This window comes from Bordetella muralis (assembly GCF_054781015.1).
In genome coordinates this window covers 440,279-462,759 of record NZ_BAAGVF010000006.1, presented here as the reverse complement: position 1 = coordinate 462,759, position 22,481 = coordinate 440,279, and the positions used below count along the sequence as shown (strand labels likewise).

Here is a 22,481-nt window from a genome sequence, read left to right as displayed (position 1 = left end):
GGGGGTCTCCTCGTGTTTGTCGTGTATGCGCTGTCTGAAATCAGCTTACTACCGAATTTAAGCCTCGGCGCCCAAGTCCGCCAACGGATGAGGCTGACCTGCCGGCCAAGGCGCCTCGAAAAAGCGCTGCACCCACGCCTCGGATGCCTGAGCCAGGGTGGCTGGATTCCATTTGGGTTGCTTGTCTTTGTCTATCAGCAAGGCTCGGATACCCTCGGCGAAATCTCCCTCGGCTGCGCATGCCAGCGCCGCAATGTATTCGATGCGGAACACCTCGGCCAATGAACTGAGCCGCGTCCGGCGCAACAGGGTAAAAGCGAGCCGTGCCGAACCCGGCGAGCCCGCCAGCATCGTCGCTGCGGCGCGGGCCAGCCACGGGTCTTCGTGGGTTTTCAGCTCGGCAATGGCGTCATAGATCGCGGTCAGGTTCTCGCCGCCACACAGGCTATTGATCCGTGCCGCATGCTGACGCAACGGTCCTGGGGAAAGCTCCGACGCTGGCTCATGAGCCAGCAGGACATCACGCAACAGGTCGTCGTTTAACGAACGCGCTGAGCGTCCATCCTCGGCAGCCGACGCGGTCCAAGGCGTTTGCAGCAATGCTTCGATAAACTGCGGCCAGCCTGACGAGTCCAGGCGATAATCCGCGACACCGGCATACAGGGCATCCGAGGTCGTCAGTTGCGCACCCGTCAGCGCCAAAAACAGCCCGATGCGCCCCTGCATGTGATTCAGCATCCAACTGCCGCCCACATCGGGAAACAGGGCAATCGAAATTTCCGGCATGGCCAGGCGCGTCGTTTCGCTGACTACACGATGGCTGGCTCCCATCATGAGGCCGACACCGCCACCCATGACAATGCCATGCCCCCAGCACAGGATCGGCTTGGGATAGGTGTGAATCTGATAATCGAGCCGATACTCGCGCTCGAAGAAGTCTCGCGCCAATGGATTGGCCCAGGCCCCCTGGCCCTGGTGTTCCTGCATGCTGTGATACAGGCCGTGCAGATCTCCGCCCGCGCTGAAGGCTTTGCCGCCCGCGCCTTGCAACACCACCATCGCCACGCCGTCGTCCTGCGCCCAGGCCGTCAGGCGCTGGGCCAGTAAATCGACCATTTCCAGTGACAGGCCGTTGAGCGTTTGCGGCGCGTTCAGCGTGGCAAACGCCACACGCATCCCATTGGCGGTGGTTTTTTCCTCGAACAGCACTGGGGCGGTCATCTGATATCTGCTCCTTTTTCCAGCAATTGGCGGGCGACGATCACACGCATGATCTCGTTGGTGCCCTCGAGAATCTGATGGACACGAGTATCGCGCACCAGGCGCTCCAAGGGATAGTCTCGCAAGTAGCCATAACCCCCATGAATCTGCTGCGCGTCCAGGCAGATCTGGAAACCCATATCGGTCGCAAAGCGCTTGGCCATGGCGCAGTATGTGCCGGCATCGGGCGAGCCGGCGTCCAGCTTGCACGCCGCCAATCGCACCATCTGCCGCGAGGCAACCAAGTGCGTAGCCATGTCCGCGAGTTTGAACTGCAAGGCCTGAAATTCGGCCAGGCGGCGGCCGAATTGCTTGCGCTCGTCCATGTAACGCCGTGCAGCGTCCAATGCGCCCTGGGCGGCACCTACCGAGCAGGTGCCGATATTGATGCGCCCGCCGTCCAGGCCCTTCATGGCGATCTTGAAGCCCTCGCCTTCCTTGCCCAGCATATTGGCCGCCGGCACCCGCACGTTTTCAAAGGTGATCGGACGCGTGGACTGGCTGTTCCAGCCCATTTTTTCTTCTTTGCGGCCATAGCTGATGCCGGCGCTGTCAGCCGGCACGGCAAAAGCGCTGACGCCGCCAGGCCCGTCGCCGCCGGTTCGCGCCATGACGACCAGCAGGTCCGTATCGCCACCGCCCGAGATAAACGCCTTGGCGCCGTTGAGCACAAAATCGTCACCGTCGCGTTTCGCGCTGGTGCGCAAGGAACCAGCGTCCGACCCTGCGCCAGGCTCGGTCAAACAGTACGAAGCGAGTTTTTCTCCGCTGGCCAGCAACGGCCCCCAGGTCTCGCGCAGCGCCGGTTGGCCCCATTGGCCAACCATCCAGGTCGCCATGTTGTGAATCGTGAGGAACGCTGTCGTCGACGGATCGACCGCCGCCATTTCCTCGAACACCAGCGTGGCGTCCAGCCGCGGCAGCCCCAGGCCACCGATATCCTCGGACGCATAAATCGCGCAGAAACCCAATTCGCCGGCCCGGGCAAAGGCCTCTCGGGGAAAGATGCCCCCGGCATCCCAGCGAGCGGCGTTGGGGGCGAGCTCGCCCTGTGCGTAGTCGCGCGCAGCCTGCGCAAAAGCCTGCTGCTCGTCAGTCAATTCCAGATCCACAGCGTTGTCTCCTGTTGGTTGGTCTAGCTGGCGTCATGGCTGTCTCGTGAACGGCCATACCCGCCATCCGTCCATTTTTGCATGACGTTAACGTAAACGTAAATCTATAGCCGGTATCTTACGCCGGAATCCAGAGACAATTTTGTCCTGCCGATGACTTTTCCGCGTCAGGAAGCGGGTTCGCTACGAACGAGAGCTACAGCAATCCCGCAGGGCGTTCACGACCGTTGCGTGCCGCCGTAGCCTTGGCTCGGCGGTGATCAGCCCGGCGGCGGCGCGAGACCATAGGATCGAACGTCAGCGGACGATAGATCTCGATCCGATCGCCGTCGGCCAATGGCGTCTCGGCCTGGCATTGTTTGCCAAACACGCCAACGCCCTGCCCCCAAGGATCCACCCCGGGAAACGCAGCCTCAAAACCGCTCTGGCGCAGCGCGTCTGCGGCCGTAGCGCCATTGGGCAACACCAGCTCGCGCTGCCACGTTGCCGATGGCATGGGATAGCAGACGCTGACTCGCAGTACCTGAGCGTCATTCCCCATAGATTGCCTGCGCCCGCTTGGTAAAGGAATCGATAAAACTGGTCGCAATCCGGTTAAAGACCGGCCCCACCACCATCTCGAGGGCACGGTTGGAGAACGCGTACTCCAGGGTGAACAAGACCTTGCACGCGTCCTCGGCCAGGGCCTGGAATTCCCAGTTGCCCACCAGCATCGAGAACGGACCGTCCACCAGCTCGAGTTGAATCCGGTTGGGGTACTCATGGGTATTGCGGGTGGTGAATCGCTGCTTCATCCCCGCAAAACTGATCATCACAGAGGCTTGCATCCCGTGTTCGTCGCGCGACTGGATCTCCGTCCCGCCGCACCAGGGCATGAATTCAGGATACTTTTCCACGTCGGCAACGAGGTCGAACATCTGTGCTGCACTATAGGGAACCAGGACAGATCGCTGTACTTTATGCATCGGCTATCGCAAATCGCTAGAATGGTTGGATTTTACCGGTAGCGCAGCTACCGCCGCATTTTTCGCCGGATTATTGCCTGATCAGCCTTTATGAGCATTATCGACAACCGCAAGGCCACCCACGATTATTTCATCGAAGACCGCTACGAGGCCGGCCTGGTCCTGCAGGGCTGGGAGGTCAAGGCGATTCGTGACAGCCGTGTCCAACTCAAAGAAAGCTACGTCATCGTGCGCGATGGCGAGCTGTTTTTGCTGGGCATGCATGTCAGCCCCCTACCCACTGCCTCCACGCATATCCATCCCGACGCCATGCGCACGCGCAAGCTGCTGCTCAAGGCCGAGGAAATCAGCAAGCTGATCGGCAAGGTCGAGCAACGTGGCTACACCCTCGTCCCGTTGAATCTGCACTACAAAAATGGCCGGATCAAGCTCGATTTCGCGCTGGGCCGAGGCAAAAAGCTTTACGACAAACGCGACAGCTCTCGTGAAAAAGACTGGCAGCGTGAAAAAGAACGCATCATGAAACACGATACCCGCAGCTCGCGGCGCGACGATTGACCGAGAACGGGCTATCAGTCCAGCGCCGCTGCGGCTGACAGGCTCGAAACTCCCTGGGTCATCGTGCCACGCTTGATTCCGGCGTGGCACGATTTCTATCCGGCCAAACGGCGCTAGACAGGCTTGTTCGTCTTGACGATCGCCATTGCCGAGGCGATCAGGCCGCCGACATCCGACAAATTGGACGGCAAGATCAAGGTGTTGCCTTCCTTGGCAACATTGCCAAAGGCATCGACATAGCGCTCGGCGACTTTCAGGTTGACGGCCTCCATGCCACCGGGTTGACGCACGGCCTCACCGACCTGCGTGATCGCTTTTGCAGTCGCTTCGGCAATAGCCAGCACCGCAGCGGCCTCGCCCTGGGCCTGGTTGATCTGCGCCTGCTTTTCACCCTCGGAACGCGCGATGGCGGCTTCGCGTTCGCCAGTCGCGATGTTGATCTGTTCTTGGCGGCGGCCTTCGGAGGCTGCGATCAGCGCACGCTTTTCCCGCTCGGCGGTAATTTGAGCCTGCATCGCGCGCAGGATCTCATTGGGCGGCGTCAAATCCTTGATCTCATAACGCAATACCTTCACCCCCCAGTTCAGCGCAGCCTCATCGAGTGAGGCCACAATCGTGGCGTTGATGAATTCGCGTTCCTCGAAAGTGCGATCCAATTCCAGTTTCCCGATCACCGAGCGCAACGTGGTCTGCGCCAACTGGGTAATCGCCGAGATGTAGTTGGACGAACCGTACGATGCGCGCATCGGATCCGTTACCTGGAAATAGAGAACACCATCGACCTGCAATTGCGTGTTATCGCGCGTAATGCAGACCTGGCTCGGCACGTCCAGGGGGATTTCCTTGAGCGAATGTTTGTAGGCAACGCGCTCGATGAAGGGGATAACAAATCCCGCGCCAGGCGACAGCACCCGGTCGAACTTGCCCAGCCGTTCGACGACCCAGGCATGCTGCTGCGGCACGATGGCAATGGCCTTGATGATGATCAATAACGCCAGAACGACCAAGACGATCAAGGCGATGGTGGAGGGTTCGAGCATCATGGAAATGGTCCTGCGTGGAATGAGAGAAAACCGCACCCGTCGAGGGCGGCCACGAAATCAGATAGACAAGCCTAGACTGTAACGTACTCGGCTACGCGGCTCACACCTTGCGCGTCAATACCAGTCGCGGGCCACGGACCTCGCTGATCAGGTATAGACCCGGCTCACGCGGTTGCCCGGCTGCCAGCTCTGCTTGCCAATGCGCACCACGATACCAGACGCGTGCAATCCCGGCGTCCGTCCAGCTTTCGACTTCGACAGTCTGGCCGATGTCCAGATGCACATCCGCATTACTCTTCGCATCGACCTCGCGTTTTTTCAGGACGCCGGTACGACGCAACACAAATAATCCAATCAGGGCCACGACAGCGCACGCCACCAGTTGCCACTCAAAGCCGGCGTCGAACCACGCCGCTGCGCCGCCTGCAGCCAAACCCAGTGCGACCAGCAACAGGTAAAACGTGCCGCTCGCCACCTCACCGATGAGTGCGACCGCTGCCAGTCCGAACCATATCCACATCATGTGATGCCTTATTTGAGAAACCCTGGGTTGGGCTCTACCGGCCCATATTCCCTCGGAAGCCAAGGACACAAGGGGCATCCCCGCGTCCCCTCTGCAACAGAATATGGCTTGATTGTACGGATTTCTGCGTCATGACGATTTATCATCATGCTATCGACTGCGTTTTGCGCCGAACAGCAAGCCCCTGGATTTCCCAATGAATACTGCTGCCCCCCATTCCGACGGCCTACTGCCCGTCCTGATCCTGCATACCGGTGATCCTGATGAAGCCCTGCGCCAGTCGCATGGCGGCTATGGCGAGATGATGCGCCATGCTGCGGGACTGTCGCCCGATGCGGTGCACATCGTACGGGTGTATCTGGACGAGGAGCCTTTGGCGCCCTCGGCCTATCGCGCGGCGCTCATCACCGGGTCGCCCGCCATGGTGACGGACCTCGAGCCTTGGAGCGAGCGCACGGCCGCGTGGATACGGCAGGCAGCCGCCGAGAGCCTGCCTATGTTCGGCGTGTGCTACGGCCATCAGTTGCTCGCGCATGCGCTGGGGGGCGTAGTGGAATACAACGTCAAGGGCCGCGAACTTGGAACGCAGACCATAGAGTGCTTGCCTGACGCGACAGGCGATGCCTTGATGACGGGTTTGCCCACCCGGTTTCCTGCGCAACTGCTACACGCGCAAAGCGTCACCCAATTGCCTCCCGGCGCCGTCGCGCTGGCTCGCTCGGATATGGATCCTCATCAATTGATCCGCCTGGCGCCCGCGATCTATTCCGCGCAATTCCATCCCGAATTCGGACCGGAATTCATGCGCGACCATCTGCAGCAGTATCAGGCTGCATATGGCCGCGAAGGGCTCGATGCCGACGCCCTCAGCGCTGCCTTGGGCCCGACGCCAACGGCGGCCAGCCTGGTACGGCGGTTTCTAGGACTGTGCCAGCGTACGTCAGTGCGACCCTCGCAAAACACCGGCCATATGCCGGCCAAGTAACGCCCGACGCGATATAGAACAAAGGGGCGGCCCAAGGGAAAAGGCCCCCACGCTGCGCCTTGCGGCTTGCTGCCCCCTGAGGGGACGTTTTTTGCCTTGGGGCGGCCCAGCGGCAAAAAAGGCCTGCATTCAAAAAATGCAGGCCTTTTTTGTGGCAAACCATTCCGAGCCAAAACTGCCTCGGAAGCCCAGCATCGCACCCGCGGTGCGATGCTGCCAGCGGGATTACTTAGCCAGACGCTGCCACGTATCGACCACCGTATCCGGGTTCAGCGACATGGACAGAATGCCTTCGTCCTTGAGCCACTGCGCGAAATCGGGATGGTCGCTGGGGCCTTGGCCGCAGATACCGACGTACTTGTTGGCAGCCAGGCAAGCCTTGATCGCACGGCTCAACATGAACTTCACCGCATCATCACGCTCGTCGAAGTCGGCAGCCAGCAGCTCCATGCCAGAGTCGCGATCCAGACCCAGCGTCAGCTGCGTCATGTCATTCGAACCGATCGAGAAACCGTCGAAATGCTCCAGGAACTGGTCGGCCAACAACGCATTGGACGGGACTTCGCACATCATGATGAGCTTCAAGCCGTTTTCGCCGCGAGCCAGGCCATGGGCGCCCAGCAGATCCACCACGCGCTTGGCCTGGCTGACCGTGCGCACGAACGGCACCATGATCTCGACGTTGGTCAGGCCCATTTCGTCGCGTACTTTCTTCAGCGCCTCGCATTCCATGCGGAAGCACTCGGCAAAATCGGCAGCGATGTAGCGCGACGCGCCGCGGAAGCCCAGCATGGGGTTTTCTTCCTCGGGCTCGTAACGCGAGCCGCCCACCAGCTTGCGATATTCGTTGGACTTGAAGTCCGACATACGCACGATGACCGACTTGGGCCAGAACGCCGCGGCAATGGTGGCGATACCTTCTGCGAGCTTTTCAACGAAGAAAGCACGCGGGCTGGCGTAGCCGCGGGCAGCCGATTCGACCGCTTTTTTCAGCTCGCCATCGACATTGGGGTAATCCAACACGGCCTTGGGGTGAATGCCGATGTTGTTGTTGATGATGAACTCCAGGCGAGCCAGACCCACGCCAGAGTTGGGGATTTGTGCGAAATCGAAAGCCAGCTGAGGGTTACCGACGTTCATCATGATCTTGACGTCGATCGGCGGCATTTCGCCACGGCGGACTTCTTCGACCTCGGTTTCGATCAGGCCGTCGTAAATCCGGCCCTCGTCACCTTCGGCGCACGACACAGTCACGGCCTGACCTTCTTTCAGGACGTCGGTCGCTTCACCGCAGCCCACGACTGCCGGGATACCCAGTTCACGCGCAATGATGGCCGCGTGGCAGGTACGGCCGCCACGGTTGGTCACGATGGCCGAGGCGCGCTTCATGACCGGTTCCCAGTTGGGATCGGTCATGTCGGTCACCAGCACATCGCCGGGCTGCACACGATCCATTTCGGAAATATCGGCCACGACGCGCACGGGGCCCGAACCGATTTTCTGGCCAATAGCGCGGCCAGTGATCAGGACCTGGCCGGTGGCCTTCAGGCGGTAGCGCTGCTGGACGTCGTTGCCAGTTTGCTGCGATTTCACCGTTTCGGGGCGAGCTTGCAGGATATAGATCTTGCCATCTACGCCGTCACGGCCCCACTCGATATCCATCGGGCGCTTGTAGTGCTTTTCGATGATGACCGCGTAGCGCGCCAATTCGGAGACTTCGTCGTCGGTCAACGAGTAACGGTTGCGCTCGGATACGGGCACGTCCACGGTGCGTACGGCGCGGCCTTCGGGGCGCTCGGGATCGAACTCCATCTTGATCAGCTTGGAGCCGATGCGGCGGCTGACGATGGGATAGTGGCCCTGTTCCAGCGTGGGCTTGAACACGTAGAACTCGTCGGGGTTCACTGCGCCCTGCACCACCGTTTCGCCCAGGCCGTAGGACGAGGTGATGAATACCACGTCCTGGAAGCCCGATTCGGTGTCGATGGTGAACATCACGCCGGCGCTGCCCTTGTCAGAGCGCACCATACGTTGCACGCCTGCCGACAACGCGACTTCGGCGTGGGCATAGCCCTTGTGCACGCGATAGGAGATCGCGCGGTCGTTGTACAACGACGCGAACACGTGGCGGATTTTGTCCAGCACGTCGTCAATACCGACGACGTTCAGGAAGGTTTCCTGCTGGCCCGCGAACGAGGCATCAGGCAAATCCTCGGCGGTTGCGGATGAACGCACGGCGAACGAACCCTTGCCGTCGGCGTCCAGCGCGGCAAAGGCCGTGCGGATCTGCTGCTCGAACTCAGGCGAGAACGGGGCATCGATAATCCATTGGCGGATCTCGGCGCCAGCCGTGGCCAGCTCGCGAACGTCTTCGGGGTTCAGCGTGCTGAGTCGCGTGGCAATGCGCGCATCCAGACCAGAGGCTTTGAGGAAATCACGGAAGGCTTCGGCAGTCGTAGCAAAACCGCCCGGTACGCGGACGCCCGCGCCGGACAACTGACTGATCATTTCACCTAGTGATGCGTTCTTACCTCCTACCGAGTCCACATCCGTCATGCGGAGCTGCTCGAACGAAACGACGTACGACATTTAAGTCACCTTTTACAATAGAGAAAGCGAGTTTGGTCAAAACATCACGATGCGCTGACCAAACCAGCCTGAGACCGCTCTTGGGGTGACTGATTGGGGTCGAATTGTACCCGGTCGGGCACTCCAGCCCTCCACTTTGGTTGGAATATTTTACATATGGCTTCGTCCCCTATCGAACGTACTGTCTACATCGTCTCGGACAGCACCGGCATCACCGCAGAGACATTTAGTCACTCTGTGTTGTCCCAATTTGAGCAAGTACGCTTCAAGCCGATCCGCCTGCCCTTTATCGATACATTGGAAAAAGCCCGGGAAGTCGCCGAGCGCATCGACCGCAACGCCAATGAAACCGGTCTGCCGCCTATTGTTTTCAGCACCCTGGTTGACCCCCACAGCATGGAATGTGTCCGTCGCGCCAATGGGATTTTCCTGGACCTTTTTGGCACTTTTGTCGGACATATCGAGCAGGCTTTGGGAATGAAATCCAATCATTCCGTCGGCCGGTCCCACATGGCGGCCAACTCCGAGCAGTACCGGAATCGGATCGATGCCATCAATTTCAGCCTGGCACACGATGACGGACAGTTCATCAACCAATTGGACCAGGCAGACGTCATTCTGGTGGGCGTGTCCCGTTGTGGCAAGACACCGACCAGCCTCTATCTGGCCATGCAGTACGCCATCAAAGCAGCCAATTTCCCGCTGACGCCCGACGATTTCGAGCGCGGCACGCTGCCGTCCACGGTTGCGCCGCATCGATCCAAGCTATTTGGCCTGTCGATCCAGCCCGAACGCCTGTCCGAGGTCCGTAACGAGCGCCGTCCCAACAGCCAATACGCGACGCTGGAACAGTGCCGCTACGAGGTGGCCGAGGCCGAGCGCATGATGCGCCGCGAAGGGATTTCCTGGCTGTCCACGACGACCAAGTCCATCGAGGAAATCGCCACGACGGTGATGCAAGAGGTGGGCCTGGATAGATCGAATTAGTCCATCGCCTGGCGGCGCTGTTCAAACAGACACAGCGCCGTCGCCACCCCGACGTTCAAGGACTCCACCGAGGGGGCGTGGTCAATGCGCACCCGTAGCGTGGCGACAGACTGCAAATCGGACGAAACGCCCTGCCCCTCGTGGCCGAATACCCAGGCGCAGGCCCTTGGCAGCGCGGTTGCATAGAGATCCTGGGCGTTTTCCAGCGTCGTAACGGCCAGGGGGACATCCAGGCGGCTCACGCAGGCCATCAGATCTGCCTGTTCGTGTAGGGACAGGGCAAAATGCGCGCCTTGGCCGCCGCGCAGCACTTTGGGCGACCAGGCCGCCGCGCAGCCCGGTGACAGCAACACGCGAGACACACCTGCGGCCGCGCATATCCGCAAAATCGTGCCGACGTTACCCGGGTCCTGCACCCGGTCTAGCCATACCATGGACTCCGCCAAGCGCGCAGGCAGCGTTGGCGCCGGCGGATCGACGATGAACAGCACGCCCTGACCGGTTTCAACCGTCTCCAGATGCTTCAATAGCTGCGGCGACAGCGCCAAAATCTGCCGCTCGGGCAGGACGGCCTGCACTGCAGCCAACAACGCCGCCAATTCCGGACGGTCCAGCCGGTCTGCGTCGAACACAGCCAAGGCCGGCGCCGTTGACGACGCCAACCAGGCCTGACACAAATGCACGCCTTCCAGGATCGCATTTTCGCCACGACGCCCGGCATGGTGGGCCAGACGCTGCAATTGCTTGAATTGAGGGTTGTCGCGGGACGCGATGTGTTTCATGGCAGAGACAGAGGTGGCAATACGCGGTGCACGATACCGTGCAAAAAACGCTATTAAATCGGATTGAATGCAATTCAGCCCGCACCGCCCGAGCGGGACATCCCCGGACGTAAACAGGATCTTATGATGCCGGCATCAACAGCTCGCGCACAGGCGCGAAACTGCGCCGGTGTTCCGCGCAGGGACCATGTTCGCGCAGCCGCGTCAAATGCAGCGCAGTGCCGTAGCCCTTGTGCTGATCAAAGCCGTACTGCGGATACTGGGTATGCAGACGCAACAAATCGGCGTCACGAGCTGTTTTTGCCAGGATGGAGGCTGCCGAGATGGCCGGCACCAGCGCGTCGCCCTTGATCACGGTTTGCACCGTGCAACGGAGCTTTGGCGCCTGGTTGCCGTCGACCATGGCCACCTGCGGCGCATGGGCCAATCCTTCGACGGCTCGTTGCATGGCCAAAAGTGTCGCCCGCAAAATGTTCAAACTGTCGATTTCATCGACACTGGCGCTGGCAATGCACCAACTCAATGCGTATTCCTGGATCTCTATGGCCAGCGCCTCGCGGCGAACTGCGGTGAGCACCTTGGAATCAGCCAAGCCATCGATCGGCCTGGCGGGATCCAGAATCACGGCAGCCGCGTAAACAGCCCCCGCGAGCGGTCCGCGGCCGGCCTCGTCGACGCCGGCCATCGTCACGCCCGAAAAATCGGGCGTGGTGCACGCAAAAAGGCTATGTTGATCCATGTGCTACATCGAGAATTGCGCGCGCCGCCAAGCTCGCCGTATCGCGCGTCAGATCGTGATGCATGGCGGCAAAACGCGTGTGTATGCGTGCGGCATGGGCCTCGTCCGTCAGGGCGGCCCAGGTCGCTTCGGCCAGCTTATCCGGCGTAGCATCGTCCTGCAAGAGCTCTGGCACGGCGAAATCCCGCAGCAACACATTAGGCAGCCCCACCCACGGTAAATATGGCCGTTGCTGGCCGGATTTCCAGGCCATGATGCGGCGCATCCATGGGGACAAATAATACGAGATCACCATGGGGCGCTTGAATAGCGCTGCCTCCAGGGTGGCCGTGCCACTGGCCACCAGCACCGCATCACTGGCCTCGAGCGCTGTCCAGGCCACCGGTGCACTGCCTGCGGTTGTCAGATCATCGGCAGTCACGCAACGCAGCCCCGGGACCGGATACTGCGCCAAAATGGCGTCGAATTCCTGCCGGCGCTGGGCATTGACCATGGGCACGATGCATACCAGGCCAGGATCCCGCTGGCGCAGTTGTTGCGCCGCCTGGAGGAAACGCGGTGCGAGGATGCGGATCTCCGACGAGCGGCTGCCTGGCAAGATCGCCAAGACACGCGCAGTGTCATCCAGGCCCAGGCGGCGGCGTGCCGCCTGACGGTCGGGTTGCATCGGAATGGCGTCAGCCAACGGATGTCCGACATAGGTCACCGGGATGCCTTCTTTGCGGTACAGGTCTTCCTCGAACGGAAACAGCACCAGCATGTGCGACACCGCCTCGCGGATCTTGTGAATGCGCTCGTAACGCCACGCCCAGATCGACGGGCCGACAAAATGCACGGTGGGCGTACCCGCCTGGCGCAGTTGCAATTCGAGCTTCAGATTGAAATCCGGCGCATCTACCCCAACGAACACTGAGGGCGGCTCGGCCAGCCAGCGACGCTTGACGTCGCCGTAGGTCCGCAACAACCCCGGCAGACGCTTCAGCGCGTCCACATAGCCAAATACGGTCAGCGCATGCATGGGGTGCCAGGCCTCAAAGCCCGCAGCATCCATGGCGGGCCCGCCTATGCCTTGGCAATGCAAATCGGACGAGGCCTGATGCAGGCCGGTAATGACACGGCTGGCCAGCAGGTCGCCTGAGGGCTCGCCTGCCACCATGCCGATGGTAGTAGTCATGGCCGGATGATGCCCCGGTTCGAGGCATCAAAGAAATCCAGCAATGTCTGTAACGCCTCGGTCGCATCGGGATGCGACTGCTGGCGCGCGCGCAACTCTGCGCGTGCCTCGTCCAAGGACAGACCACGGCGGAAAACGATCTTGTATGCCTCTCGCAGGCTGGAAATCACCGACGCGCTGAAACCGCGACGGCGCAAGCCCTCGACATTGACGCCAACGGGTCGGCAAGGATTGCCGGCGCCCAACACAAAAGGCGGCATGTCCTGCATCAGGGAGCTATTGCCCCCGGTCATGCTGTGCGCGCCGATCTTGCTGAACTGGTGCACCCCGGTCAGTCCGCCCACAATGGCCCAGTCTCCGACCTGGACGTGTCCCCCCAGTTGTACTGAGTTGGCCAGAATGGTGTTATTACCCAGATGGCAATCGTGCGCGACGTGCACGTAGGCCATGATCCAGTTGTCGTTGCCCATGGTGGTCACGCCACCGTCCTGGACCGTGCCCGTATTAAACGTGGTGAATTCCCGGACCGTATTACGGTCACCAATGACCAGACGCGTGGGTTCAGCCGCGTACTTTTTGTCCTGCGGCATGCCGCCGATCGAACAAAACCGGTAAAACCGGTTATCTCGGCCTATTGTCGTCACACCGTCGATCACGCAATGGGGGCCGATCTCCGTCCCTGCTCCGATAGTGACATCCGGGCCTACGACGCTATACGGCCCGATCCGCACGCTGCTGTCGATCTGAGCGCTTGGATCGACCAAGGCGGTGGGATGGATATTTCCTGACATTTACGCTTCCAGGCTACGGATGGCGCACATGAGCTTGGCTTCGGCCACCACCTGGCCGTCCACCAGTGCACGCCCTTGGTATTTACAGATGGCGCGGCTGAGCCGTTCGGCCTGCACTTCCAGACGCAATTGGTCGCCCGGCACCACGGGACGGCGGAAACGCGCCTCGTCGATCCCCACCAGATAATAGGCGGTCTTGGCGCTGTCGCATTTCAGGCCGCCATCGTCATCAGTGAAAGAAAACAGCGCGGCCGCTTGAGCCATGGCCTCGGTGATCAACACACCGGGCATCACAGGATGATGCGGGAAATGGCCTTCGAAAAAAGGCTCATTGATCGACACATTTTTAATGGCAACGATGGATTTGCCCGGCACGATTTCCAGCACGCGGTCAATGAGCAGCATCGGATAGCGATGCGGCAAGCGCTCCATGATCGCCTTGATGTCGAGTTCCATTTCGTAAAAATTCCTACCGTATTGAATGATGACGCCATCACCGCAGGCCGCGGTGACAGGTCAGGCTTTTTCGAGTGCCCGCAGCCGGCGGCGCAGCTGCGACAGTTGTTGTATCACGGCGGCGTTACGTTGCCACTGGCCGTGTTCAGCGTAAGGATACACGCCAGTGTAACGGCCCGGCTGAGAAATGCTGGAGGTCACCGCCGTCCCCCCCGAAATATGGACGTCATCGGCCAGTGTCAGATGTCCCGACAGCATGGCCGCGCCAGCGATGGTACAGCGTGCGCCGATGACCGTCGAGCCGGCAATGCCCACGCAGGCGGCTACCGCAGTGTGTGCGCCGATGCGCACGTTGTGCGCCACCATGATCTGGTTATCGAGCTTGACGCCGTCACCGATTTCGGTGTCCTCCAGAGCGCCACGATCGATCGTGGTGTTGGCGCCGATTTCGACATCGTCCCCAATGCGTACACCGCCCAACTGAGCGATTTTGCCCCATGCGCCCTTGCCCAGCGTCGGATCCGGCGCGAAACCGAACCCGTCGGCGCCGAGCACGACTCCACTGTGCACGATGGCGCGCGCGCCGATGCGAACATTGGCATACAACGTCACGCGGGCGTAAAGCATGCAATCCGGCCCCACCGTGGAGCCCTGGCCGATCACACATCCCGGCCCGAGCGTAGCGCCACGTCCGATACGAGCACCCGCCTCGACCACACAATGCGGACCGATACGCACGTCATCCTCGATGACGGCATCGGGCGCCACAACAGCCAGCGGATGCACGCTGGCCGGCTGTTTCGGGTGACGAGCGGCGTCGAACCACTGCGCCAGGCGGGCGTAAAGCAGATAGGGATGCGCACATACGACCCGGATACACGAGGGGCCGTCCGCGCCAGCCAACATGGCCTGCGCCACGTCCGGCGTCACGATGACAGCGGCAGCTCGCGTACTGGCCAACTGGCTCTGGTAGCGCGGATTGCTTAGAAAAGTGATTTCTTCCGGACCGGCCGACGCCAGCGTACCGATGCCCCGGATACGGGGCAATGCCGCGCGCAAGGCTGCGGCATCGCCCTGATCCGTATCGCCAAGAGCGATACTTTTGACATCGCCCGCAGCGCCCGTCTCGATACGCAGGTCCAGCCCTTGGGTATTCACCGAAGCCAGCAGCGCATCCAGGGCGGGTGCGCGGGCGGTATCCAACAGGATCGGCATGCGACCTCGGCGATTATTTGCCGAGCGCCTGAATCACCTTGTCGGTGATGTCGATACGCGGGTTGACCGTCACAGCGTCTTGCACGATCAGATCGTAGTTTTCTTGTTCCGCGATTCTCTTGATGGCCTGGTTGGCCTTGGTCACGATAGAGGAGAATTCCTCGTTGCGACGGCGGTTGAAGTCCTCTTGGAACTCGCGGCGCTTGCGTTGCAGATCGGTATCCAGGCGCGCCAAGTCACGTTGGCGGTTGACACGATCCGTCTCGGACAGCACGGGGGAGTCCTTGTCGAATTTTTCAGCTTGGCTGCGCAGGCTGCTGCTCAGGCGCTGCAGCTCGTCGTCCCGCTTTTTGAATTCCGACTCGATCTTGCTTTGCGCCGTCTTGGCAGGGCCGGATTCGCGCAGGATACGCTCGGTATTCACGAAGCCGATCTTGGTGCCTTGTGCATGCGCAGGCAGCGTCACGGCGGAGCCGAGGAGCAGCGCACCCGCCAGGGCCAGCGTACCGCGCAGTTTGCCGGCGCGCTGGCTGCGCGACGGGCTCGAGGTTTTGAGTGCGAAATCAGACATCATGAAAATCTCACCTTCCAATGAGGTAAAGCAAAACTGCTATTGTGCCACTAATCCAGCAGACACCACGTTGCGGCGTCTTGCTAGTGTGATTATGCGTAACCTTTACGGTCACGGCGACCCTTAGAAACCAGTACCAATCTGGAACTGGAACGATTGCAAATCGTCACCCGACTTGGAATTGAGCGGACGGGCGTAAGACAACTGCAGCGGGCCCAGCGGCGACTGCCACGACAGGCCGATACCTGCCGAGAAACGCCAGCCGCAAGGATCCTCCACCTCGCTACCAGGCTCGCCACCCGAGCATCGCATCCCGCTGCCTGCCGAGACTTGGCCTGCGTCAGCAAACAGGAACCAGCGCAGCGTACGGTCTTTGGAGGCGCCAGGGAACGGCAGATACAACTGCGCATTACCGACGATACGACGCGCACCGCCCAGGTAATCGCCTGTGAGCGAGTCACGTGGGCCCAACGAGGACCCGTCGTAACCACGTACCGTGCCGATACCGCCCGCGTAGACGTTCTTGATGACCGGGAAGTCCTTGCTGCCATAGCTGAAGCCGTAATCCACCATGCCGTTGAAGGCCAGCGTATAACTGCGGCCCAACGGGACATAGTACTGCTGCTGAGCCGTCAGCATGTAGTACTGGAGGTCCAGGGTAGAAACGTCAGCTTTCAGGCGGGTATATGAACCCTTGGTCGGGGCCAGCGCGCTGTCACGCGTGTCCTTTGACCAGCCGGCATTGAAAATCAACGCATTCGTGCTGTCGCCATATTGGTCAACGAAGTCGCGATAGGCCTGCGGCGAGTTGTTGTACAGATCGATCTGGTTATGCTCGAACGTGCCGCCCAGGAAGATCCGGTCATATTCCGAAATCGGCACACCGAAGTTCATCCCCAGGCCGAGCGCCTTCACCCGGTAATCGCCGTCGCCGGAGTTCGTCTCGTACGGCTCAGTCACACGATAATAAGCTGACGTCGTGCGGCTGATGCCGTCTTTCGTGAAATACGGATCCGTGTGCGAAAGCACCACGGCGCGGTTGCTCTTGCTGGTGTTGAATTGCAGCGTCAGGTTGGTGCCGCTGCCGAACACGTTGTCTTCGCTGATCCCGGCCGACAGAATGGCCTTTTCAGACGATCCGTAACCTACACCGAGGTTGATCATCCCGGTAGGCTTTTCTTTGACGTCGACGTTGACGTCGACCTGGTCGGGCGAGCCCGGGACCGGATCGGTGGAGACGTTGACCTCGTTGAAATAACCCAGGCGGTCGATACGATCGCGCGAGATCTTCAGATCGCCAGAGTCATACCAGGCGGCTTCTTCTTGGCGCATTTCACGGCGCACGACCTCGTCACGGGTACGGGTGTTGCCGCCGATCTGGATCCGGCGTACGTAGACGCGGCGGCTGGGATCGACGTAGAACGTCACATCGGCCTCGTGCTTGGCACGGTCCAGCGTCGGGTTCGGGTTGACGTTGGCAAACGCGTAACCCAGTTCACCCAGATAATCCGTGATCGCCTTGGACGAGTCGTTTGCCTGGGCCGCCGAGAACGTCTCGCCTTCTTTGACCTGTACGAGATTCTTGATCTCCGAATCCAGGCCCAGGAGGTTGCCCGCCAGCTTGACGTTGCGCACCTTGTAAGGCTCGCCCTCGTGGATGGTGACCGTGATGTAGATGTCTTTGCGATCAGGGGATATCGTGACCTGCGGCGGCTCGACCGAGAATTCCAGGTAGCCCTGGTCGAGATAGAACGAACGCAGCGTTTCGATATCGCCTTCGAGTTTCTCGCGGGAATACTTGTCCGAATTGGTGTACCAGGTCAGCCAGCCGGGCGTCGACAGCTGGAACAGATCCAGCAGATCGCCTTCGGAAAAGGCCTTGTTGCCCACCACGCTGATCTGACGGATCTTGGCGACCTCGCCTTCGAACACGTCAAAGCTCACGCCGACGCGATTGCGCGGCAGCGGCGTCACGGTGGCAGTGACCTCGACACCGTATTTACCCTTGCTCAGATACTGTTCCTTGAGCTCGAACTCGGCGCGTTCCAGCATCGACTGGTCAAACACACGGCCCTCGCCAAAGCCCACCTGCATGAGCGATTTGGTGATGGCCTTGGAGTCGAACTCGCGCATGCCGTTGAAGGTCACCGAAGCGATCGTGGGACGCTCCTGCACGACCACGACGACCACATCGTTGTCCGTCTCGATTTTGACGTCGCTGAAAAAACCGGTGCCATACAGGCGGCGGATGGCTTCGGTAGCCTCGGCCTCGGTGAACTGCTGGCCGACTTTGACGGGCATATAGCCGAACACCGTACCCGCGTCCGTACGTTGAATGCCCTCTACGCGGATATCCCGCACGACAAAAGGTTCGAACGCATGAGCTAGCGCCGGCATGAGAAGCGCGGCAAGCAGGCCCGGCATCAAGCCCTTTTTGTGATGAAACATCCGAGAAAACATGTGCTTGGCTATCCTAGGTCGAACAAATGGCGAAAGATTTTATTCGATTGCCTGTCAGGTGAACAGGCGTGCGAAATCATTAAACAAGGCGAGCCCCATCAGCCCCGCCAACACACCGATACCGGCGCGCTGCCCGATATCTATCCATCGGTCGGGCGGAGGACTGCCTCGTACAATTTCGACGAGATAGTACAGCAGATGACCGCCATCCAGCATAGGGATCGGCAACAAGTTCAATACACCCAGGCTGATACTGATGAGCGCCAGATAGGCAATATAGGCTGCGAATCCGATACGTGCGGTCTGTCCGGCGTAGTCGGCAATGGTGACTGGACCGCTGATATTGCGCCAGGAAACTTCGCCGATCACCATGCGGCCCATCATGCGCAATGACAGCCACGCAGTATCCCACGTGCGCACAGCCGCGTGACCAATGCTTGCAAACACACCGTAACGTACCGTCACCATGGGGAGGTCTCCCCCCAGTTGCACACCGATACGCCCGATGGTCTGGCCATCCACGGTTTCTGCCCGTGGCACGACGGTCACCGATTGCTCGCTCCCATTGCGAATCATGGTCAATGCCAGCGGTTGGCCCGCATGCTGCTGAATGAGTTGCACCAGTTGCGCGGTATCGGGATCGATCAGATCGCCCGCGCGAATAATGCGGTCACCGTCTATCAAGCCGGCGCGCTCGCCTTCGCTGCCCGCCACCACACCGCGCACGATAGGTTTGGGCTGGGCCAGCCGCAATCCTGCATCGGCCAGCGGATCGCCCTGCTGGGGGTCCATCCCGCTGCCAGTCACCTGCAATACGCGGTGCCGAGTCGCACCGTCGGACGTGCGAACCTGCACCTGTGCCTGTCCACCCGTGGACAACACGTCAATCAAATGCCAACGCGCGTCATTCCACGAGACAACCGGACTGCCGTCGATGGCCACGATCTGATCGCCGCCGTGAAACCCTGCCCGTCCGGCCGGTGTTTCTGTGGCGGGAGGCGCGATGATAGGCGCGGGCTCTTCGGTACCTGCGAGATTCAAGCCGGCATATAACGCCACGGCCAAAATCAGATTGAATACCGGCCCTGCCGCAACAATGGCGATACGGCGGCCCACCGGCTGAGTATTAAATGACTGCGCGGCTTCTGCGCGAGTCGCTCCGGCTGGCGGGTCGTCCTGCATTTTGACGTAGCCGCCCAAAGGGATCGCCGACAGCGCCCATTCGGTGCCATGCTTATCTCGCCGGCGCAGCAGCACCCGGCCAAAGCCTACGGAAAATCGCAACACGCGCACCCCGCACAGCCTCGCCACCCAGTAATGACCCAGCTCGTGAAACGTAATCAGGATGCCCAGGGCGACGATGAAAGCAAGCAGGGTAAAAAGCATGTGTCGATAGGCGAAGAAAATCAGGCCAAGCCGAGATTACCCGTGTAGGCTCGTGTTTCAGCATCGAGCGCCAACACATCGGCCAGATTATTGAGCGTAACAGAAGACTGCCGTTGCTGCCATTCCAGGGCGGCGGCAATCACCCTGGGAATCCAGGTATAACGCAAGCGCCCCGCCAAGAACGCCTCGACCGCGATCTCGTTGGCGGCGTTCAGCGCAATACAGGCCCCCTGCCCGCTGCGCAACGCGTCAAATGCCAGCTTCAGGCACGGGAAACGCTCCAGGTCGGGCGTTTCGAACTCCAGACGCCCGCATCGGGCCAGATCCAGCGGGCTGACACCGCTCGCCAGCCGATCCGGGAAACCCAAGCCATAGGCAATCGGCGTACGCATATCGGGCTGTCCCAACTGCGCGAGCACCGAGCCGTCGTCATATTCCACCATCGAATGCACCACGCTTTGCGGGTGTATCAGGACCTCGATACGATCCGCAGGCATGGCAAACAGCCAGTGCGCCTCAATGACCTCCAGCCCTTTGTTCAGCATGGTGGCGGAATCGACGGAGATCTTGCGCCCCATGCTCCAGTTGGGATGCGCGCAGGCCTGATCGGGTGTGACGTCGTGCAGATCCTCGGGATCCTGACGCCGAAACGGCCCACCAGAAGCCGTCAACAGCAAGCGCCGCACACCTCGCGCCGGCTCAGTCGGCGCACCAGCGTGCTGCCCTTGGGGCAGACATTGAAAAATGGCGTTATGTTCGCTATCGATCGGCAGCAGTTCGGCGCCATTCTCACGGACCGCCTGCATGAACAGGCCGCCTGCCGCTACCAGAGCCTCTTTATTGGCCAATAAGATTCGTTTACCTGCCCGGGCTGCGGCTAACGCCGACGGCAAGCCTGCCGCGCCGACGATGGCAGCCATCACGGTATCGCATTCGGCGTCTGCAGCGGTATCCGCCAGGGCCTGAGGCCCCACCCGGACTTCCGGTGCGGACTGTCCGGTCGGCCATGCCGCCAGAAAGCGGCGGCGCGCCGCATCGTCCGGCACGACGACCACAGCCGCCCGGCTTGCCAAGGCCTGCTGGGCCAGACGCTCCATGCGGCTGTGCGCAGACAAGGCGTACACCGCCAACCGGTCCGGATGACGGGCAATCACATCCAGCGTGCTTTCACCGATAGATCCCGTAGCGCCGAGAACGGCAACGCGTTGAAAACGGCTCAAGACAACACTCCAGACAGCAATAAGGCGAATGGCGCCACCGGCAGGATCGCATCGATGCGGTCATAGACACCGCCATGCCCTGGCAACAGGCCGCTGGAATCCTTACGGCCGGCGCGGCGCTTGAGCAACGACTCGAATAGATCGCCCACAATAGAGATGACGCCCAATAACATCGCGGCCAGCAAAGCCAGGGGCAAAGACAAACGTCCGATCAGCGCCTGGCCAAAACTGCCGTCCCAAAAACTCGATATCCAGACCCAAATGGCGGCGCCGGCGACGCCGGCTACGGCGCCAGCAATCGTCTTTCCGGGGCTGACCTTAGGGGCCAGTTTACGCTTGCCGAATGCCCGACCCGCAAAATAGGCCGCAATGTCCGCGACCCACACCAGCGCCAACAAGGACACCACAAACCACGCGCCGCGCGTCATAAACGTCAACGCCAACACCGACCATGCCGCAAAAATCGCCGGGACACTGAATATCGACCACAGGACACTGGCAGGCGGCGCATCGGATCGTCCGCGCACCACGGCTGCGGTCGCACCTACCAGCCATATCAGCGCCACAACGGGCACCAGGCCCTGAACGACCGCCGCCTGCAGCGCGCCGCTATCAGGCATGCCATATAGCCAGGCCCAGCTCGCATATAGCATCACGGCCAGCAGCGCCAGCGCTACCGCAACGCTCACGACGCGAGATGCCGGCGGTGCGATGGTCAGCCGCAGCCATTCCCAGCACGCGCAGGCCGCCCCTATCGCCAGCAACGCCATGAACCACCAGGGGTTTCCCACAGACAGCGTCAGGGCCAGCACGGCCAGCAACACGACGGCGGTGATAACGCGTTGAACGAGCATAGATGTCTCCGGAGGCCTCAGCGCGCCGCGTCGTCGCGCAACTGTGCGCTGGTACGGCCAAAACGGCGTTCGCGGGTGCGGTACCACTCGAATGCCGCCTCGAGCTCATCTGCGCCGAAATCAGGCCAGTAATGATCGGTGAAGTACAACTCGGTATACGCCAGTTGCCAAATCAGAAAATTGGAAATGCGTTGCTCGCCGCCGGTGCGGATGAACAAGTCGGGCTCCGGCGCCCAGGCCATGGACAAGTGGTTGCTCAGATGCGTTTCGTCAATACGCTGCGGATCACTGGCCAACTCAGGGTGCTGGGCAAGCATGGCGCGCGTTGCCTGCAATACGTCCCAGCGTCCGCCGTAATTGGCGGCCACGGTCAGATGCAAGCGATCATTGTGTGCCGTGCGAGCCTGCGCATCGGCGATCAACGACTGCAGCCGCGGCTCGAAATGCGACAGATCGCCGACCACATGCAGGCGTACGCCCTGATCGTTGAGCTTGTCGACCTCGCGCTCCAGCGCCTGCACGAACAGACGCATCAGCAAGGACACTTCTTCGACAGGACGCCTCCAGTTCTCGGAGCTGAAGGCAAACAAGGTCAGATAACGCACCCCGCGCCGTCCGCAAGCCTCCACCACGCGCCGTACAGCCTGTACGCCCTTGGCGTGCCCGGCGGTACGCGGCAAATGCCGGCGCGTTGCCCAGCGGCCGTTACCATCCATGATGATGGCAACGTGCTGCGGAACTGCCTGCGTGGCGGGAATCGCCTGGGTGGAACTGATTGCCATGTAGGAAACAAGTCGGGCCGTCAGGGCCT

The 22,481-nt window shown here is 60.9% G+C and carries 22 protein-coding genes; 3 read left to right on the top strand and 19 right to left on the bottom strand.

What is annotated here, in order from left to right:
• Positions 1-57 precede the first annotated feature (57 nt).
• From ACYVIT_RS13135 to ACYVIT_RS13120, 4 genes are all read right to left on the bottom strand, one after another.
• A complete protein-coding gene (locus tag ACYVIT_RS13135; RefSeq protein WP_415804995.1) occupies positions 58-1,221 on the bottom strand; it encodes an enoyl-CoA hydratase/isomerase family protein in 1,164 nt (387 codons plus the stop codon).
• Complete coding sequence (locus ACYVIT_RS13130) at positions 1,218-2,372, bottom strand: acyl-CoA dehydrogenase family protein (protein ID WP_415804994.1); 1,155 nt, start codon at positions 2,370-2,372, stop codon at positions 1,218-1,220. Before ACYVIT_RS13130 ends, ACYVIT_RS13135 begins: the two co-directional genes overlap by 4 nt.
• A 196-nt stretch (positions 2,373-2,568) precedes the next feature.
• Positions 2,569-2,913, bottom strand: a complete 345-nt coding sequence (locus tag ACYVIT_RS13125) for an RnfH family protein (RefSeq protein WP_415804993.1) — start codon at positions 2,911-2,913, stop codon at positions 2,569-2,571.
• Positions 2,903-3,337 carry a type II toxin-antitoxin system RatA family toxin gene (locus ACYVIT_RS13120; protein WP_415804992.1) on the bottom strand — a complete coding sequence of 145 codons (435 nt, stop codon included), beginning with the start codon at positions 3,335-3,337 and terminating at the stop codon, positions 2,903-2,905. Before ACYVIT_RS13120 ends, ACYVIT_RS13125 begins: the two co-directional genes overlap by 11 nt.
• 90 nt (positions 3,338-3,427) lie before the next feature.
• On the opposite strand from ACYVIT_RS13120, the gene smpB reads away from it, so the two are divergent.
• Positions 3,428-3,895 carry an SsrA-binding protein SmpB gene (gene smpB / locus ACYVIT_RS13115; RefSeq protein ID WP_415804991.1) on the top strand — a complete coding sequence of 156 codons (468 nt, stop codon included), beginning with the start codon at positions 3,428-3,430 and terminating at the stop codon, positions 3,893-3,895.
• Positions 3,896-4,008: 113 nt separating this feature from the next.
• Here smpB and ACYVIT_RS13110 read toward each other — a convergent pair whose 3' ends face one another.
• Positions 4,009-4,935, bottom strand: coding sequence for an SPFH domain-containing protein (locus ACYVIT_RS13110; RefSeq protein ID WP_415805272.1), 927 nt, complete (start codon positions 4,933-4,935; stop codon positions 4,009-4,011).
• Positions 4,936-5,038: 103 nt separating this feature from the next.
• Positions 5,039-5,458, bottom strand: a complete 420-nt coding sequence (locus ACYVIT_RS13105) for an NfeD family protein (protein WP_415805271.1) — start codon at positions 5,456-5,458, stop codon at positions 5,039-5,041.
• A gap of 199 nt (positions 5,459-5,657) precedes the next feature.
• Between ACYVIT_RS13105 and ACYVIT_RS13100 the strand changes: the two genes are divergently transcribed.
• Positions 5,658-6,446, top strand: coding sequence for a glutamine amidotransferase (locus tag ACYVIT_RS13100; protein ID WP_415804989.1), 789 nt, complete (start codon positions 5,658-5,660; stop codon positions 6,444-6,446).
• 225 nt (positions 6,447-6,671) lie between these two features.
• Here ACYVIT_RS13100 and ppsA read toward each other — a convergent pair whose 3' ends face one another.
• Entirely contained in the window at positions 6,672-9,035 is a 2,364-nt protein-coding gene (gene ppsA / locus ACYVIT_RS13095; protein ID WP_415804988.1) for a phosphoenolpyruvate synthase, read from the bottom strand.
• 156 nt (positions 9,036-9,191) lie between these two features.
• Here ppsA and ppsR point away from each other — a divergent pair, with 156 nt between their 5' ends.
• Positions 9,192-10,022 carry a posphoenolpyruvate synthetase regulatory kinase/phosphorylase PpsR gene (gene ppsR / locus ACYVIT_RS13090; protein WP_094821228.1) on the top strand — a complete coding sequence of 277 codons (831 nt, stop codon included), beginning with the start codon at positions 9,192-9,194 and terminating at the stop codon, positions 10,020-10,022.
• Here ppsR and ACYVIT_RS13085 read toward each other — a convergent pair.
• The 12 genes from ACYVIT_RS13085 to uppS all read right to left on the bottom strand — a co-directional run bounded on the left by ACYVIT_RS13085 (position 10,019) and on the right by uppS (position 22,452).
• Positions 10,019-10,804, bottom strand: coding sequence for a TrmH family RNA methyltransferase (locus ACYVIT_RS13085; protein ID WP_415804987.1), 786 nt, complete (start codon positions 10,802-10,804; stop codon positions 10,019-10,021). The two genes, ppsR and ACYVIT_RS13085, sit on opposite strands and share 4 nt — an antisense overlap.
• A gap of 121 nt (positions 10,805-10,925) precedes the next feature.
• Positions 10,926-11,543, bottom strand: coding sequence for a ribonuclease HII (gene rnhB, locus ACYVIT_RS13080; RefSeq protein WP_415804986.1), 618 nt, complete (start codon positions 11,541-11,543; stop codon positions 10,926-10,928).
• Positions 11,530-12,717, bottom strand: a complete 1,188-nt coding sequence (lpxB, locus tag ACYVIT_RS13075) for a lipid-A-disaccharide synthase (RefSeq protein WP_415804985.1) — start codon at positions 12,715-12,717, stop codon at positions 11,530-11,532. The genes rnhB and lpxB overlap by 14 nt, the downstream gene beginning before the upstream one ends.
• Complete coding sequence (gene lpxA / locus ACYVIT_RS13070; RefSeq protein ID WP_415804984.1) at positions 12,714-13,508, bottom strand: acyl-ACP--UDP-N-acetylglucosamine O-acyltransferase; 795 nt, start codon at positions 13,506-13,508, stop codon at positions 12,714-12,716. Before lpxA ends, lpxB begins: the two co-directional genes overlap by 4 nt.
• Positions 13,509-13,964, bottom strand: a complete 456-nt coding sequence (fabZ, locus tag ACYVIT_RS13065) for a 3-hydroxyacyl-ACP dehydratase FabZ (RefSeq protein ID WP_094821232.1) — start codon at positions 13,962-13,964, stop codon at positions 13,509-13,511.
• 60 nt (positions 13,965-14,024) lie between these two features.
• A complete protein-coding gene (gene lpxD, locus ACYVIT_RS13060) occupies positions 14,025-15,179 on the bottom strand; it encodes a UDP-3-O-(3-hydroxymyristoyl)glucosamine N-acyltransferase (protein WP_415804982.1) in 1,155 nt (384 codons plus the stop codon).
• 13 nt (positions 15,180-15,192) lie between these two features.
• Complete coding sequence (locus ACYVIT_RS13055; protein WP_415804980.1) at positions 15,193-15,753, bottom strand: OmpH/Skp family outer membrane protein; 561 nt, start codon at positions 15,751-15,753, stop codon at positions 15,193-15,195.
• A gap of 120 nt (positions 15,754-15,873) precedes the next feature.
• Positions 15,874-18,210, bottom strand: a complete 2,337-nt coding sequence (bamA, locus tag ACYVIT_RS13050) for an outer membrane protein assembly factor BamA (RefSeq protein WP_415804978.1) — start codon at positions 18,208-18,210, stop codon at positions 15,874-15,876.
• A 54-nt stretch (positions 18,211-18,264) separates the two neighbouring features.
• Positions 18,265-19,596 carry an RIP metalloprotease RseP gene (rseP, locus tag ACYVIT_RS13045; protein ID WP_415804977.1) on the bottom strand — a complete coding sequence of 444 codons (1,332 nt, stop codon included), beginning with the start codon at positions 19,594-19,596 and terminating at the stop codon, positions 18,265-18,267.
• A 20-nt stretch (positions 19,597-19,616) separates the two neighbouring features.
• The gene (gene ispC, locus ACYVIT_RS13040; protein WP_415804976.1) at positions 19,617-20,816 is read right to left on the bottom strand and encodes a 1-deoxy-D-xylulose-5-phosphate reductoisomerase; all 1,200 of its coding nucleotides are present in this window, start codon (positions 20,814-20,816) and stop codon (positions 19,617-19,619) included.
• A complete protein-coding gene (locus ACYVIT_RS13035; protein WP_415804975.1) occupies positions 20,813-21,670 on the bottom strand; it encodes a phosphatidate cytidylyltransferase in 858 nt (285 codons plus the stop codon). Before ACYVIT_RS13035 ends, ispC begins: the two co-directional genes overlap by 4 nt.
• A gap of 17 nt (positions 21,671-21,687) precedes the next feature.
• Positions 21,688-22,452 (bottom strand): polyprenyl diphosphate synthase, encoded by a 765-nt coding sequence (uppS, locus tag ACYVIT_RS13030; protein WP_415804974.1) that lies wholly within the window; start codon positions 22,450-22,452, stop codon positions 21,688-21,690.
• Between the last annotated feature and the right edge of the window lie 29 nt (positions 22,453-22,481).